The organism is Patulibacter defluvii, from assembly GCF_034096925.1.
GTDB classification, from domain to species: Bacteria; Actinomycetota; Thermoleophilia; order Solirubrobacterales; family Solirubrobacteraceae; genus Patulibacter; species Patulibacter defluvii.
Map to the genome: position 1 here is coordinate 28,885 of NZ_JAWZSQ010000024.1, position 14,382 is coordinate 43,266.

Here is a 14,382-nt window from a genome sequence, read left to right on the forward strand (position 1 = left end):
GGTAGCATCGGCCGAACCCGCCGGCGGCGGTGCCGGCGGTCCCGCGAGCAGGAGCGCAGCATGCCCACGAACTCCGACGCCGGCCGTCCCGACGGCCTGACCGTGGCCGTGACGGGGCCGACCGGCGCGGTCGGCCGGGCGGCGATCGCGGCGCTCGAGCGCGCCGACGAGGTCGGGCGGATCGTCGGCCTCTCGCGCCGCGGCGGCGACGCGGCCGCCCACGGCTGGACGAAGACCGAGCTGCGCCGCGGCGACGTCGCCGATCCGGACGCGGTCCGGGCGCTGGTGGCCGGCGCCGACGTCGTCCTGCACCTGGCGTTCGTGATCATGGCCGGCGACGACGACGGCGAGCGGACCAACGTCGGCGGCTCGCGGACCGTCTTCGACGAGGCGGTCGCCGCCGGGGTCGGCCGGATCGTCCACGTCTCCTCGATCACCGCCTACGGCTCGCCGCCCGGCGGCGGCCTGGTCGACGAGCAGCAGCCGCTCCACCAGCCGGGGCCGGGGCGGCCCTACGCGGCCCACAAGGTCGAGGCCGAGCGCGAGCTGGAGGTCCACGTCGAGGGCACGGAGACCGAGGCCTACGTGATCCGGCCGGCGCTGGTCGCGGGCCCGAGCGCGCACCTGGTGATCCGCTCGCTGCCGTACGTGCGGCTGGGCGAGCGGCTGCCGTCGGCGATGCTCTCGCTGCTCGACCAGGTGCCGATCCTGAAGCCGGTGCTGCCCGACCCGGGCGCGGCGTTCCAGCTGGTCCACCACGACGACCTGGCCGAGGCGCTGGTGGCTGCGGTCCTCGGCCGCGGCGCGCCGGGGGCCTACAACGTGGCCGGGCCGGGCACGTTCAGCGTCCGCGACCTGGCCTCGGCGCTCGGCTGGTACACGGTGCCGCTGCCCGAGCTGGCCGCCGACGCGGTCGCCGAGATCGCCGACCGGCTGCCGTTCCTGCCGCCCGAGGCGCAGTGGGTCGACGCCGCCCGCCGTCCGGTCCACGTCGACGCGACCAAGGCCCGCCACGAGCTGGGCTGGGAGCCGCGGCACGACGCGGTCGAGACGATCGAGGCGACCGTCCGCGCCCACCGGGCCGACCTCACGGCCGGCGTCGACGTCTAGCGGCGGAGGCCGCCCGCGCCCGGCCCCGCTCAGGCGACGGTCAGCAGGTCCTCGCGACCCGCCGCCCGCAGCAGCTGCTGGTAGCGGGGCACGATCTCGCCGGTCATCCCGAGCAGGTCGAGGACCTTGCGCGCGTCGCCCTTGGCCTGGATGAAGCCGCGGGCGATCCCGATCGCGATGTTCTGCTGGCCGAGCCACAGGTGATGGGCGACGTCGGCGTCCATCGTCAGCACGACGTCGGGCTCGGGGACGTCCTCGCCCGGCTCGCCGAGGGCGACGCGGGCCGGCTCGCTCGTCCGCGCGACGAGCGTGACCGTCGCGTCGGGGTGGCGGCACTTCAGCTGCACCACCGTGTCGAGGTGCGTCAGCCGGTTCCCCAGGTCTGGGTCGGTGGCCAGCTCCTGCAGCAGGCGGCCGAGGCTCTCGTGGACGTCGTCGGCGGTGGTGAAGAGCACGTCGGCCCGGACCCTAACGCGATCGGCGTCGCCGTGCACCCTGCTCGTGCCGGATGCCACGGGGCTTGCGCGACGGTGGCCGCACGGGCCGCCGTCGCGCAAAACGTTTCGAATCAGACGCGCTCGATCAGCAGCGCGATCCCCTGGCCGCCGCCGATGCAGAGCGAGATCAGGCCGTACTGGGCGGCGGTCCGGTGCAGCTCGCTGATCGCCTTGACGGTGATCGCGGTGCCCGAGGCGCCGATCGGGTGGCCGAGGGCGATCGCGCCGCCGTTCGGGTTCACGCGCGGGTCGTCGTCGGCCAGGCCGAGCTCGCGGGTGACGGCCAGCGACTGGGCGGCGAAGGCCTCGTTGAGCTCGATCACCGCGACGTCGTCGAGCGCGACGCCGGTCCGGTCGAGGACCTTGCGGATCGCCGTCACCGGGCCGATGCCCATGATGTTCGGGTCGACGCCGGTGACCGCGTAGCCGAGGATCCGCGCCTTCGGGGTCACGCCCAGCTCGGCGGCCTTCTCCTCGCGCAGCAGCGTGACGGCGGCGCCGGCGTCGTTGAGGCCCGAGGCGTTGCCGGCGGTGACGGTGCCGTCCTCGCGCTTGAAGGCCGGCTTCAGCTTGGCCAGCGCCTCGATCGAGATGTCCTCGCGGATGTGCTCGTCGCTATCGAAGACGACCTCGCCCTTGCGGGTCTTGATCACGACCGGGGCGATCTCGTCGGCGAACTTGCCGGCGGCGCGGGCGGCGGCGGCCTTCTGGTGGCTGCGGAAGGCGAAGGCGTCCTGGTCCTCGCGCGAGATCGTGTCGCGGACCGAGAGGTTCTCGGCCGTCACGCCCATGTGGATCTTGCGGAACGGGTCGGTGAGCCCGCCGACGACCGGGTCGACCAGCTTGCCAGGGCCCATCTTGCTGCCCCAGCGGCCGTCGGCGACCCAGTAGGGCGCCTGCGACATCGACTCGGCGCCGCCGGCCAGCGCGACGTCGACGTCACCGGTCTGGATGTGCATCGTCGCGGTCACGATCGACTGCACGCCCGAGCCGCAGAGCCGGTTGACGGTCAGGGCCGGCGTCTCCTGCGGGATCCCGGCGTTGATCGAGACGACGCGCGCCATGTACATGTCGTCGGTCGAGCTGTGGATCACGTTGCCGAAGACGACGTGCTCGATCTGGTCGGGGCGCAGGCCGGCCCGCTCGATCGCGGCCGTCGCGGCCGTGACGCCGAGCTGGGTCGCGGGCACGTCCTTCAGCGACTTGCCGTAGCTGCCGATCGCGGTGCGAGCGGCCGAGGCGATGACGACACCGGTCATGAGGTCTCCTGCGTCTTTCCGGGGCGAACCGGCGCGGCTACCGCGCCGTAGGCCGGGGAGGGTAGCGAGCGCCCGGCGGCGACCGCTTGCCCCGCCAGACTAATGTGCGTAGTCTATTTCCTATGAGCAGTCACCAGCCGTCGGCGACGCCCGCCGGAATCGTGCGCCTGAACCGCCTCCACCTGGTCAACGCCTACCTCGTGCCCGAGGAGGACGGGCTGACCCTGGTCGACACGATGCTCGGCGGGTCGGCGAAGGCGATCCTGGCCGCCGCGGCCGAGCTCGGGCAGCCGATCGCGCGGATCGTCCTGACCCACGCCCACGACGACCACGTGGCCAGCCTCGACGCGCTGGCCGCCGCGCTGCCCGACGCCGAGGTGCTGATCTCGGCCCGCGACGCGCGGCTGCTGGCCGGCGACCGCAGCCTCGATCCCGACGAGCCGGCGGCCAAGCTGCGGGGCGCGATCAAGGGCCAGCGGACGGCCCCGACCCGGCTGCTGGCCGACGGCGACCGGGTCGGCTCGCTGCGGGTGATCGCCGCGCCCGGCCACACCCCCGGCCACGTGGCGCTGCTCGACGAGCGCGACGAGACGCTGCTCTGCGGCGACGCCTTCACCACCGTCGGCGGGGTCGCGACCACCGCCACGATCCCCTGGCGCTTCCCGCTCGCCGGCGTCGCCACCTGGCACCGGCCGACGGCGCTCTCCAGCTGCCGCACCCTCCAGGCGCTCGAGCCGGCCCGCCTGGCTCCCGGTCACGGCGCGATCGTGGAGGGGCCGGGGCCTGCGATCGCCCGCGCGATCGAGCGGGCCGCCCGGTGACCGCGCCCACCCGCCGGCGGGCCGGGCTCGACGGGCCGCAGGTGATCGACGCCGCGCTGCGGATCGCTGACGAGCAGGGCCTGGACGCGCTCTCGGTCGCGCGGGTGGCGGCGGCGCTCGGGGTCCGCGCGCCGTCGATCTACAACCACGTCGACGGGCTCGACGGGCTCCGCCGCGGGATCGCCCTGCGCGCGCTCGGCGACGTCGAGGCGGCGCTGGCCCGGGCCTCGATCGGCCGCGCCGGACCCGACGCCGTGCGCGCCGCCGCCGCGGCCTACCGGGCCTACGCCCACGCCCATCCCGGGGCCTACGCGGCGATCCAGCGCGCCCAGCCGGCCGGCGACGACGCGCTGACCGCGGCCGCGCGCCGGACCACCGAGCTGCTGCTGGCGCTCTTCCGCCACTGGCGGCTGGAGGGCGACGCGCTGGTCCACGCCGCGCGGGCGCTGCGCAGCGCGCTGCACGGGTTCGTGGTGCTGGAGGCGGGCGACGGCTTCGGCCTCGCCGTCGACCGCGACGCCTCGTTCGCGTGGCTGGTCGAGCAGCAGCTGACCAGCCTCGACGCGATCGCGGCGGCGACCTAGAGTCCGTCGAAGTCGCCGAACTGCTGCCGCTCGACCCCGTCCGGCAGCCGGCCCTCGGTCTCCAGCTTGTCGAGGTGGGCCTGGAGCGTGACCGCCGCGGCCAGCCGCAGGATCCCGGGGGCGTCGTCCCAGACCCGGTCGAGCAGCTGGTCGACCGTCCGCAGGCCGTCGTCGAGCGCCGCCACCAGCCGCCGCTCGCGGTCGAGCCGGTGGGCGACGTACTCGTCGAGCTTCGCCGCCGGGTCGTCGACCCGCGGCCCGTGCCCCGGCAGCAGCAGCGCCAGCTCGCGCGTGCGCAGCTCGCGGAGCGCGGCCAGGTAGCCGATCAGGGCGCCGGCGTGCGGGACCAGCAGCACGCTGCCCGTCCCCAGCACCGTGTCGCCGGCGAAGACCGCGTCGCCGGCCAGGAAGACCACGTGGTCGGCCGCGTGACCGGGGGTCGCGACGACGGCGAAGGGGCCGACGCGGTCGCCGTCGCCGACCGCGACCGCGGTCGTCCCGGCGGGCGCGTCGTCGGGCAGCCAGCCGCTCTTCGAGGCCAGCGGCGCCGGCCCGGTCCGCCGCAGCAGCCCGGCGACGCCGTCGGCGTGGTCGGGATGGCGGTGGGTGAGGGCGATCCCGGCCAGGCCGCCGCCCTCGGCGACCGCCGCCGCGACCGCGTCCAGGTGCTCGTCGAGGTCGGGCCCGGGATCGACCACCCAGGTGCGACCGCCGTCGGCGAGCAGCCAGGTGTTGGTCCCCTCCAGCGTCTTCGGCCCGGGATTGTCGGCCCGCAGCAGGCGAATCCCGCGGGCGGTGAGGGGCGCGTCCGGCATCGGCCGAGCCTACCGGCGCCGCGTCGCCGCCCCGCCCTGCCCGCCGCCTGCGACGTTTCGGTCGCTGAGCGTCCGGAACGTCGCAGCGGGCGGGGGCACGGGGGCCGTCAGAGCATCACGATCCGGTGGCGGACCGCTCCGGTGCCGATCGCCGCCACCTCGACCAGGTCGCAGGCCAGCCGGTAGGGGGCCAGCAGCGGCCCGCTGCGGTAGTCGACCAGCCGCAGCACGTAGGGCATCGCCAGCCACCAGCGGAGCAGCGCCCAGCCCGGCCCGCGCCGCGGCCCCCGCAGCCCGCCGGGACGGGCTGCCCGGGCCGGCGCCCGCGGTCGCAGCAGCAGCGCCGCCGCGGCCCGGAACAGCCACCAGTGCCAGCGGCTCCAGAAGACGCCGGCGATCAGCTCGCGCCGCAGGCCCGGGTGGCGGCGGAAGACGGCCGGCACGTAGCGCCACCGCCAGCCCTTGGCCAGCCGGCCCCACGGTCCCTGCTGGATCACCCCGTGGTGGACGAGCGCCGCCCCGGCCCAGATCACCCGCGCGCCGGCCTCGATCGCCCGCCAGCCGAGGTCGGTGTCCTCGCCGGCGATCACCAGCGACTCGTCGAAGCCGTCCAGCCGCTCCAGCAGCGCGCGCGGGTAGGCGATGTTCGCCGTCTCGAACCGCGGACCGGCCTCGTGGACCCAGAGCGTGGTCGAGAACGGCCCGAAGCGCTGCGGGTACTCGGCCGGGTCGGGCAGCACCCGGCCCTGGACCAGCGCCAGCGCCGGATCGCCGTCGGCGGTCCCGGTCTGCCAGCCGTCGAGCAGCGCCTCCAGCCAGCGCGGCTGCGGCACGCAGTCGTCGTCGACGAACGCCACCAGCGGCGCGGTCGCCGTCCGCCAGCCGCGGTTGCGGGCGACCGCCGGGCCCCGCGGTCGCTCCTGCCGCAGCACCCGCAGGGCCAGGTCGCCGCGGGCGACGGCGGCGTCGAGCAGCGCCGCGACCGCCGGCTCCGCCGAGGCGTCGTCGCAGACGATCACCTCGATCCGCTCCGCCCCCAGCGTCTGCGCGCGGAGGCCGTCGAGCAGCCGCGCCAGCCGCTCGGGCCGGTCGCGCGTGGGCACGACGACGGAGACGAGCGGCGCGGGCACGGCGCGCAGGCTACCGCGGTCAGGCGGGGACGCCGGCCCCGCGCCCGAGCACCCAGTGCATCGCCCGCAGCGTCCGCTCGGCCGCGGCGGTGGCGTCGTGGATGCCGCGCTCGGGGTTGGTGTTGACGGCCAGCGAGTCGAGCGTGAAGGCGACCAGCTCGGGATCGCAGTCGGCCGGCAGGTCGCCGTCCTCGATCGCGGTCCGGACCTCGGCCACCAGCGTCCGCCGCCAGCGCCGCAGGACCGCCGCCAGCTGCTCGTGGACGGCGCCGTCGCGGTCGTCGAACTCGAAGGCGGCGGCGGCCATGAAGCAGCCGCCGCGGAAGGGCGGGTCGGCGGCGTAGGCGGTCCAGGCGGCGCAGATCGCCAGCAGCCGCTCGATCCCGGGACGGGCCTCGGCCGCCGGCGTCCAGACCCGCTCGCGGAAGAGCGCCGCGGCGTGCTCCAGCGTCGCGAGCTGCAGCCCCTCCTTGGTCCCGAAATGCCCGAGGACGCCGGCCTTGCTGAGCCCGACGTCGGCGGCCAGGCGGCCGATCGTCAGCCCCTCGAGGCCGTCGACGGAGGCGCTGTCGGCCGCCCGGGCGAGGATCGCAGCGCGGGTCTCGCGCGCTTCGGCGTCGCTGCGGCGGCCGGCCATGCGCCGATCATAGCAACCGATCGATCTCCTTTTTGACTTCCGATCGATCGGTATCTATATTCGCCGGCACCGTCCCCGACCGCGGAGCCCCGATGTCCGCCGACCGTCCCTCCCCGCTGCCGCTGCTGCTCGCCTGCGGCGGCTCGTTCCTGGCCTTCCTCGACGTCACGATCACCAACCTCGCCGTCCCCGACCTGGCGCGCGACCTCGGCACCGGCGTCACGACCCTCTCGTGGGTCGTCACCCTCTACACCGTCCTGCTGGCGGCGCTGCTGGCCCCCGCCGGGCGGGTCGCCGACGTGCTCGGCCGGCGGCGGCTGTTCGCGATCGGCGTCAGCCTCTTCACGCTCGCGTCGCTCGCCGCCGCGCTCGCGCCCGGGCTCGGCGCGCTGCTCGCCGCCCGGGCTGTCCAGGGCGCGGGCGCCGCGGCGATGATCCCCGCCTCGTTGGCCTTCGTCCTGGCCGACACCGCGCCCGAGCGGCGGACGGTCGCGATCGGGCTCTGGAGCGCGGCCGCCTCGGTCGCCGCCGCGCTCGGCCCGTCGCTCGGCGGGATCCTGGTCGAGGCCTTCGGCTGGCGGGCGCTGTTCCTCGTCAACGTGCCCGCCGGGGCCGCGCTGGCCTGGCTGGCGCTCCGCGCGCCGACGGTCGAGGCCCGCCGCGAGCGGCTGCCCGACGCGCTCGGCACCGCCCTGGTCGCGGTCGCCGTCGGGCTGTTGGTGCTGGCCGTGACCGAGGGCGAGCGGTGGGGCTGGGGCGACCCGCGGACGCTGACCGCGCTCGCCGCCGCCCTCGTCGCGGGCGGATGGGCGCTGGGCCGCTCGCGCGTCCACCCGGCCCCGGCGCTCCAGATCGACCTCTGGCGCAGCCGCAGCTACGCGGCCGCCAACGCGGTCTCGCTGCTGTTCGGCGCCGCGCTCTACGCCTGGCTGCTGATCGGAGTCCTGTTCCTGACCGGCGTCTGGGCCTACTCGCCGCTGGAAGCCGGCTTCGCGATGACCCACGGGGCGATCGCCTCGGCCGCGGTCGGGGTCGCGATCGGCCGCGCCCGCCGCCGGCCCTCGCCGCGGACGCTGGTGGTCGGCGGCGCGCTGCTGATGGCCGCCACCGGCGCGGCGATCGCGATCGCGCTGCCCGCCGAGCCGGCCTTCCTGGCCCTCTGGCTGCCGGCCGGGCTGGTCGGCGGGGCCGGCATGGGCGCGGTCAGCGTCGGCGCCTCGACCGCCGCCGCGCTGGCCGTCGCGCCGCCCCGCTTCGCCGCCGCGACCGGGCTCAACATCGCCGCCCGCCAGATCGGCGGCGCGATCGGGGTCGCCCTGCTCGCCGCGCTGCTGGCCGGCCGCGACGGCCACCTGGTCGCGCCCTTCGCCGACGTCTACCTGGTCTGCGCCGGCGCCTCGCTGCTGGCCGCCGGCGCCGGCCTGCGGCTGCGAGCCGCCGCCCCGTCGGCCCTCCCCTCCGCTCCGCCGCTGCCCGCCCGCTGACCCACCAGAGAGGCGTTCCGATGACGTCCACCGCCACGGTCCTGCTCGAGGACCGCGATCCCCACGCGCTGCCCCCCGACCGCGCCGCCGCGCTGCTGGCCGACGCCCCCTGGCGACGGCTGGCGGTGCTCGGCGACAGCGTCGCCGCCGGGCTTCGCGGTCCCTGCCCCGGCTACCGCGACCGCAGCTGGGCCGACCGGCTGGCCGACGCGCTGGCCCCCGACCGCTACGACAACCTCGGGGTCCGCGACCTGCGCACGGCCGAGATCCGCGAGCAGCAGCTCGACCGCGCGCTGGCGCTGACGCCCGACCTGGTGGTGGTCGCCGCCGGCGGCAACGACGCGCTCTCGCGCCGCTTCGACCCGGTCGCGCTGCGGCGCGAGCTGCGGGCGCTGCTGGAGCCGCTCGCCGCCAGCGGCGCCCAGCTGGTGACGATCGGGCTCTTCGACCTGCCGCGCAGCGGGCTGCTGCCCGCCCCGCTCGGCGACCGCCTGGCCGAGAGCTTCGACCTGCTCGACGCCCTCACCCGCCAGCTGGCCGACGATCTCGGCGCGATCCACGTCGACGGCCACCGCCACCCGCTGGCCGCCGACCCGGGGATCTTCGCCGACGACCGGATGCACGCCAACGCCCGCGGGCACGCGATCGCCGCCGCCGGCGTCGTGCGGGCGCTGGCGGCGGCGTAGGGCGGGCCCGGCTCAGGCTCAGGCCGCGGCGGCCGGCGCCGGCGGGCTGCCGTCGCCGTCGCCGTGGTCCTTCGGCCAGCGGTTCGAGGCCCAGGCCGCGACCAGCAGCGTGCCGACGATCACGCCGAGCGAGATCCCGATCGGCATGTGGTAGACGTCGGCCAGCAGCATCTTGATGCCGACGAAGCCGAGGATGAACGCCAGCCCGTAGTGCAGGTAGTGGAACCGCTCCAGCAGCCCGGCGATCAGGAAGAAGAGCGAGGTCAGGCCGAGCAGCGCGAAGGCGTTGGCGGCGAAGACGATGAAGGTCTCGCGGGTGACCGCGAAGATCGCCGGGATCGAGTCGATCGCGAAGATCACGTCGAAGGTCGCCACCATCGCCAGCGCGGCCAGCATCGGAGTGCCGATTCGCTTGCCGTTCTCGATCGTGAAGACCTTCGACCCGTCGTAGCTGTCGCTCATCGGGAAGACCCGCCGGATCAGCTTCAGGATCGGGTTGTTCTCGGGGTCGACCTCCTCGTCGGAGTGGGTCGCCATCCGGATCGCCGTGATCACCAGGAACGCGCCGAAGACGTAGATCATCCAGTGGAACGCGTTCAGCAGCGCGCCGCCGACGAGGATGAAGATCGCGCGCAGGACGATCGCGCCGATGATCCCGTAGAAGAGCACCTTCCGCTGCGCGTAGAGCGGCACGCTGAAGAAGCCGAAGAGGATCGTGAAGACGAAGAGGTTGTCGAGCGAGAGGCTGCGCTCGATCACGTAACCGGTCAGGAACTCGCCGGCCTGCTTGCCGCCGAAGCCGTCGTGGACCAGCGGCACGACCGCGGTGAAGGCCAGCGCCAGCACCGTCCAGCCGATGCTCCAGATCACGCTCTCGCGGAAGGGCGGGACGTGCGAGTCGCCGGGACCGTCGCCCTCGCTGTGGCGGTGGACGACGAGATCGAGGATCAGCATCGCCACGATGAACGCGGTGAAGGCGATCCAGACGAGCGGCGCGACCTCGGAGCCGGTGCTCTCGGACGAGGACGCGGCGAGCAGGGTGACGGACATGAAGGGTGCTCCGACCTGTGGTTGGCGTGGTCGAAGGTCTCTCCCACCCTCCCTGGGCGGACGCACCGGGCCACATAGGGCGACCGGACTGACGGCAACGTCGCTTGCGGGATACTGCCCTTCGCTGCGAAGGCTACCGGACGAGCGGCCACGCGCCGAGCGCCGCTCCGTCCCCCCGGTTCGATGAGCGTCCTCCAGACCGACCTCTACACCCTGACCATGGCCGACGGCTTCGTCCGCCACGGCCGCGACGACCTGGTCTCGTTCGAGCTCGTCTTCCGGCGGCTGCCGGCCGGCCGCTCGTGGCTGATGGCGGCCGGCGTGGCCGAGGCGGTCGCGGCGCTGGCGGCGCTGCGGGCGACACCGGAGGAGCGGGAGTGGCTGGCCGCCGACGGCCGCTTCTCCCCCGCGCTGCTGGAGCGGCTGGACGGGCTGCGGTTCAGCGGCAGCGTCTGGGCGCTGCCCGAGGGCACCTGCGTGCCGGCCGGGGTGCCGGTGCTGCGGGTGACGGCGCCGCGGGTCGAGGCGGCGCTGGTCGAGCCGGTGGTGCTGGCCCACGTCAACTACGGCACCCGGATCGCCAGCACCGCGGCCGACGTGGTCGCCGCCGCCGCCGGCCGCCCGGTCTACGACTTCTCGCTGCGGCGGCTGGACGGGCCCGAGGCCGGGCCGGCGACCGCCCGCGCGGCCTGGCTGGCGGGGATCGCCGGCACCGCGCTGCCCGAGGCGGGGCTGCGGTACGGGATCCCGACGGTCGGCACGATGGCCCACCACGCGGTGATGGCCTACGGCGAGGAACACGAGCAGGAGGCGTTCGCGACCGCCCTCGCCGACCACCCGCAGGGCACGGCGCTGCTGGTCGACACCTACGAGGTCGAGCGCGGGGTCGCACGGGCGATCGCCGCGTCGGCCGCGACGGGGGTACCGCTGCGCGGGATCCGGATCGACTCCGGCGACCTGGCGGCCGAGGCGCGGCGGGCCCGGGCCCAGCTCGACGGCGCCGGCCTCGGGCAGACCGAGATCCTGCTCTCGGGCGACCTCGACGCGGCGGCGATCGCGCGGATGGTCGCCGACGGGGTGCCGGTCGACGCCTTCGGGATCGGCACCCGGCTCCGCTCCGGCGAGCCGCTGGGGGCGGTCTACAAGCTCTGCGCCCAGCACGACGCGGCCGATCCGGCGCTGCGTCACGTGATGAAGCGCTCGCCGGGCAAGGAGACCGATCCCGGCGTCCACCAGGTGACGCGGCGGCGCGGGCGCGACGAGCGCGGGCCGACGGTCGAGCACCTGATCCACCTCGGCCACGAGGCGACGGCCGGCGTGCCGCTGCTGCGGCCGGTGATGGTCGAGGGTCGCCCGCGGCCGGCGGCGCTCGACCTGGCGGCCGCTCGCGACCACGCCGCGGCCGAGCGGCGCGAGGTCGCGGCCGGCGCGGGCTTCCCGCCGGCCGAGCGGTCGCCCCAGCTGCTGGCGCTGCGCGACCGCCTCTCGCACCCGGCGGCGCTGTCGCCGCGCGACGCGCTGATCGTGGTCGACGTCCAGCACGACTTCCTGCCCGGCGGCGCGCTGGGGGTGGCCGGCGGCGACCTGATCCTCGGTCCGGTCGGCCGGCTGCTCGACGCCGCGCGCGAGGCGGGCGCCACGATCGTCGCCTCGCGCGACTGGCACCCGGCCGGGCACGTCTCGTTCGCCGAGCGCGGCGGGCCGTGGCCGCCGCACTGCGTGGCCGGGACCGACGGCGCCCAGATCCACCCCGCGCTCGACCTGCGCGGGGCCACGATCGTCGACAAGGGCACCGCGCCGGACGTCGACGCCTACTCGGCCTTCGACGGGACCGGCCTGCTCGACCTGCTGCGCGAGCGCGGCGTCGAGCGGGCGGTGGTCTGCGGCCTGGCCACCGACTACTGCGTCCGCGCGACCGCCCTCGACGCGCTCGACGGCGGCCTCCACGTGCTGGTGGTGACCGACGCCGTCGCCGCCGTCGACGTGGCGACCGGCGACGGCGACCGCGCGCTCGACGAGCTGCGGCGGGCCGGGGCGGCGGTCGCGACCGCGCCCTAGCCGGTGGGCGGGGCGGCCGGGGCGGGGCCAACGTCACACCCCCCCGGCTCTCGGGCCGCCGTACGACGTTCGCCGTCACGGGCGGTGGGAAACGTCACACGGCGGGAAGACCGGGGACGGCGTGCGACGTTCGCCCCCTCCCTCCCCACCCGGCGCCCGAGCTACGCCGCGCCCTCGTGGGCCAGCAGCCGGCGCTTGACGTCGAGCCCCCAGCGGTAACCGCCGAGCGAGCCGTCGCCGCGCAGGATCCGGTGGCAGGGGACGAACGGCGCCGCGGCGTTGCTGCTGCAGGCCAGGCCGGCGACCCGTGGCGCGCGCGGCAGGCCGGCCTCGGCGGCCAGCTCGGCGTAGGTCCGCGTCTGGCCGGCCGGGACCGCCCGCAGCCGCCGGCGGACGGTCGCCACCGCCCGGGCCGGATCCGGGTCCTGGACCACGCGGACCGTGTCGATCGCTCCGAGATCGCCGGCGGCGTAGGCGGCCAGCGCGGCCAGGGCGACGGCGGTCGGGCTGCCCGAGGCCAGCGCCGCCGGCCCGTCGACGTCGACCACGGTCACCGTCGCGGCGGCCGCGCCGAGCCGCTGCAGCAGCGCCGCGCGGTCGTCGGTGAAGCCGCTGGCGTGGACCCCGCCGCGAGCGTCGACCAGCACCGCCAGCGGGCCGAGCGCGGTCGCGATCCGGCCGTGGTGGAGGACCGTCCCGCCGCTCACGCCGCCGCGTCCCGCGTCGACCCGCCGCGCCGCCCCGACCCGGACGCCGACCCCGCCGCCCGCGTCGGCGCCGCCGACCAGACGTGCTGCGCCGCGTAGGCCCGCCACGGCGACCAGATCGCCGCCCGCTCGGCCAGCGCCCGCCGGTCCGCGGGCAGCCCGAGCGCCGCCGCTCCGTGGACGATCCCGAGGTCGGTCAGGGGGATGCTGTCGGGGTCGCCGAGCGCCCGCGCGGCCACGTAGTCGACCGTCCACGGCCCGATCCCCGGCAGCGCCAGCAGCTGCTCGCGGACCCGCTCGCGCTGCTCGCCGCCCTCCAGGTCCAGATCACCGGCGGCGACCGCGGCGGCCAGCGCCCGCACCGCCCGGGCCCGCGCCCGCGGCATCGGCAGCGCCTCGTCGGGCAGCTCAGCGACGACCTCCGGCGCGGGGAAGGTCCACGACGCCTCGCCCTCCCCCGCCAGGTCGCCGACCGGGCGTCCGTGGGCGGCCACCAGCCGGCCGACGATCGTCCGCGCGCCGGCCACCGACACCTGCTGGCCGACGACCGTCCGCAGCGTCAGCTCGAAGCCGCTGACCGCCTGCGGCAGCCGCCGCCCCGGCGTCGCCGCCACCAGCGGGGCCAGCGCCGGGTCGCTCGCCAGGTGGTCGTCGATCGCCTGCGGGTCGGCGTCCAGGTCGAGCAGCCGCCGGCAGCGGGCGACCGCCGCCGGCAGGTCGCGCAGGTCGGCCAGCCGCAGCGTGCAGAGGACCGCGCCGTCGCCCTCGCGCAGCACGCAGACCCCGGGCCCGCGCGGCAGCGTCAGCGTCCGTCCGTAGGCCGTCCCGTCGCACCACTCCAGTCCCGGGACCGCCCGCCGGTCGAGGAACGCCAGCAGCGCGTCCCAGGCGAACGGCTCGCGGCGGCCGAGCCGCACCGTCACCGTGCCGGGCAGCGCCGCCCCCGCGTCGGCCCGCCGCCGCAGCTCGGTCGGACTGCGACCGAAGACCTCGCGAACGGTGTCGTTGAACTGCCGCAGGCTGCCGAAGCCGGCCGCGAAGGCGACCTCGGTGAAGGTCATCGCCGTCGACTCGATCAGCAGCCCGGCGGTCCGCGCGCGCTGAGCCCGGGCGAGCGCCAGCGGCCCCGCGCCCAGCTGCTCGACCAGCACCCGCTGGAGGTGGCGCTCGGAGTAGCCCAGCCGCCGCGCCAGCCCGCCGACCCCCTCGCGGTCGACGACCCCGTCGCCGATCAGCCGCATCGCCCGCCCGGCCACGTCGGCCCGCACGTCCCACTCCGGCGACCCGGGGCTGGCCTCGGGCCGGCAGCGCAGGCAGGCCCGGAACCCGGCCTGCTGGGCGGCCGCCGCGGTCGGGTAGAAGCGGACGTTGCCGCGCCGCGGGGTGACCGCCGGGCAGGAGGGGCGGCAGTAGATCCCGGTCGTCGCGACCGCCGTCACGAAGCGGCCGTCGAACCGCCGGTCGCGGCTGCGGACCGCGGCGTAGCGCTGGTCGAACTGGGGGTCCTCGATCGCCGGCGGCGCGTGCATCGCCATCGATGGTGA

14 protein-coding genes are annotated in these 14,382 nt (G+C 76.5%); 6 read left to right on the top strand and 8 right to left on the bottom strand.

Annotated features, from left to right (window positions below):
* Positions 1 to 60 precede the first annotated feature (60 nt).
* The gene (locus SH587_RS20255; protein ID WP_320672474.1) at positions 61 to 1,110 is read left to right on the top strand and encodes an NAD-dependent epimerase/dehydratase family protein; all 1,050 of its coding nucleotides are present in this window, start codon (positions 61 to 63) and stop codon (positions 1,108 to 1,110) included.
* Between the two features lie 29 nt (positions 1,111 to 1,139).
* Here SH587_RS20255 and SH587_RS20260 read toward each other — a convergent pair whose 3' ends face one another.
* Both SH587_RS20260 and bktB read right to left on the bottom strand, forming a co-directional pair.
* Positions 1,140 to 1,565, bottom strand: coding sequence for an SCP2 sterol-binding domain-containing protein (locus tag SH587_RS20260; RefSeq protein ID WP_320672475.1), 426 nt, complete (start codon positions 1,563 to 1,565; stop codon positions 1,140 to 1,142).
* Positions 1,566 to 1,678: 113 nt separating this feature from the next.
* Positions 1,679 to 2,866, bottom strand: coding sequence for a beta-ketothiolase BktB (gene bktB / locus SH587_RS20265; RefSeq protein WP_320672476.1), 1,188 nt, complete (start codon positions 2,864 to 2,866; stop codon positions 1,679 to 1,681).
* 122 nt (positions 2,867 to 2,988) lie between these two features.
* Here bktB and SH587_RS20270 point away from each other — a divergent pair, with 122 nt between their 5' ends.
* Both SH587_RS20270 and SH587_RS20275 read left to right on the top strand, forming a co-directional pair.
* On the top strand, positions 2,989 to 3,687 hold the full coding sequence (locus SH587_RS20270; protein ID WP_320672477.1) for an MBL fold metallo-hydrolase: 699 nt from the start codon (positions 2,989 to 2,991) through the stop codon (positions 3,685 to 3,687).
* Complete coding sequence (locus tag SH587_RS20275) at positions 3,684 to 4,271, top strand: TetR/AcrR family transcriptional regulator (RefSeq protein WP_320672478.1); 588 nt, start codon at positions 3,684 to 3,686, stop codon at positions 4,269 to 4,271. Before SH587_RS20270 ends, SH587_RS20275 begins: the two co-directional genes overlap by 4 nt.
* On the opposite strand, the gene SH587_RS20280 is transcribed toward SH587_RS20275, so the two are convergent.
* The 3 genes from SH587_RS20280 to SH587_RS20290 form a co-directional block, all read right to left on the bottom strand.
* Positions 4,268 to 5,086 carry an MBL fold metallo-hydrolase gene (locus SH587_RS20280; protein ID WP_320672479.1) on the bottom strand — a complete coding sequence of 273 codons (819 nt, stop codon included), beginning with the start codon at positions 5,084 to 5,086 and terminating at the stop codon, positions 4,268 to 4,270. The two genes, SH587_RS20275 and SH587_RS20280, sit on opposite strands and share 4 nt — an antisense overlap.
* Positions 5,087 to 5,193: 107 nt before the next feature.
* Positions 5,194 to 6,216: a glycosyltransferase family 2 protein gene (locus tag SH587_RS20285; RefSeq protein ID WP_320672480.1), complete on the bottom strand. Its 1,023-nt coding sequence runs from the start codon at positions 6,214 to 6,216 to the stop codon at positions 5,194 to 5,196.
* Positions 6,217 to 6,235: 19 nt separating this feature from the next.
* A complete protein-coding gene (locus SH587_RS20290) occupies positions 6,236 to 6,853 on the bottom strand; it encodes a TetR/AcrR family transcriptional regulator (protein WP_320672481.1) in 618 nt (205 codons plus the stop codon).
* Between the two features lie 92 nt (positions 6,854 to 6,945).
* Here SH587_RS20290 and SH587_RS20295 point away from each other — a divergent pair, with 92 nt between their 5' ends.
* Positions 6,946 to 8,337, top strand: coding sequence for an MFS transporter (locus SH587_RS20295; RefSeq protein WP_320672482.1), 1,392 nt, complete (start codon positions 6,946 to 6,948; stop codon positions 8,335 to 8,337).
* Positions 8,338 to 8,357: 20 nt separating this feature from the next.
* Entirely contained in the window at positions 8,358 to 9,023 is a 666-nt protein-coding gene (locus tag SH587_RS20300; protein WP_320672483.1) for an SGNH/GDSL hydrolase family protein, read from the top strand.
* Positions 9,024 to 9,041: 18 nt separating this feature from the next.
* Here SH587_RS20300 and SH587_RS20305 read toward each other — a convergent pair whose 3' ends face one another.
* Positions 9,042 to 10,073 carry a TerC family protein gene (locus tag SH587_RS20305; protein WP_320672484.1) on the bottom strand — a complete coding sequence of 344 codons (1,032 nt, stop codon included), beginning with the start codon at positions 10,071 to 10,073 and terminating at the stop codon, positions 9,042 to 9,044.
* A gap of 183 nt (positions 10,074 to 10,256) precedes the next feature.
* On the opposite strand from SH587_RS20305, the gene SH587_RS20310 reads away from it, so the two are divergent.
* Entirely contained in the window at positions 10,257 to 12,131 is a 1,875-nt protein-coding gene (locus SH587_RS20310; RefSeq protein WP_320672485.1) for a nicotinate phosphoribosyltransferase, read from the top strand.
* A gap of 161 nt (positions 12,132 to 12,292) precedes the next feature.
* On the opposite strand, the gene SH587_RS20315 is transcribed toward SH587_RS20310, so the two are convergent.
* On the bottom strand, positions 12,293 to 12,838 hold the full coding sequence (locus SH587_RS20315; protein ID WP_320672486.1) for a methylated-DNA--[protein]-cysteine S-methyltransferase: 546 nt from the start codon (positions 12,836 to 12,838) through the stop codon (positions 12,293 to 12,295).
* Complete coding sequence (locus SH587_RS20320; protein WP_320672487.1) at positions 12,835 to 14,367, bottom strand: AlkA N-terminal domain-containing protein; 1,533 nt, start codon at positions 14,365 to 14,367, stop codon at positions 12,835 to 12,837. Before SH587_RS20320 ends, SH587_RS20315 begins: the two co-directional genes overlap by 4 nt.
* Between the last annotated feature and the right edge of the window lie 15 nt (positions 14,368 to 14,382).

Coding starts and splice junctions, on each gene's coding strand:
- SH587_RS20255 (WP_320672474.1), top strand. CDS start 61: ATGCCCACGAACTCCGACGCCGGCCGTCCCGACGGCCTGACCGTGGCC.
- bktB (WP_320672476.1), bottom strand. CDS start 2,866: ATGACCGGTGTCGTCATCGCCTCGGCCGCTCGCACCGCGATCGGCAGC.
- SH587_RS20270 (WP_320672477.1), top strand. CDS start 2,989: ATGAGCAGTCACCAGCCGTCGGCGACGCCCGCCGGAATCGTGCGCCTG.
- SH587_RS20280 (WP_320672479.1), bottom strand. CDS start 5,086: ATGCCGGACGCGCCCCTCACCGCCCGCGGGATTCGCCTGCTGCGGGCC.
- SH587_RS20290 (WP_320672481.1), bottom strand. CDS start 6,853: ATGGCCGGCCGCCGCAGCGACGCCGAAGCGCGCGAGACCCGCGCTGCG.
- SH587_RS20295 (WP_320672482.1), top strand. CDS start 6,946: ATGTCCGCCGACCGTCCCTCCCCGCTGCCGCTGCTGCTCGCCTGCGGC.
- SH587_RS20300 (WP_320672483.1), top strand. CDS start 8,358: ATGACGTCCACCGCCACGGTCCTGCTCGAGGACCGCGATCCCCACGCG.
- SH587_RS20305 (WP_320672484.1), bottom strand. CDS start 10,073: ATGTCCGTCACCCTGCTCGCCGCGTCCTCGTCCGAGAGCACCGGCTCC.
- SH587_RS20310 (WP_320672485.1), top strand. CDS start 10,257: ATGAGCGTCCTCCAGACCGACCTCTACACCCTGACCATGGCCGACGGC.
- SH587_RS20320 (WP_320672487.1), bottom strand. CDS start 14,367: ATGCACGCGCCGCCGGCGATCGAGGACCCCCAGTTCGACCAGCGCTAC.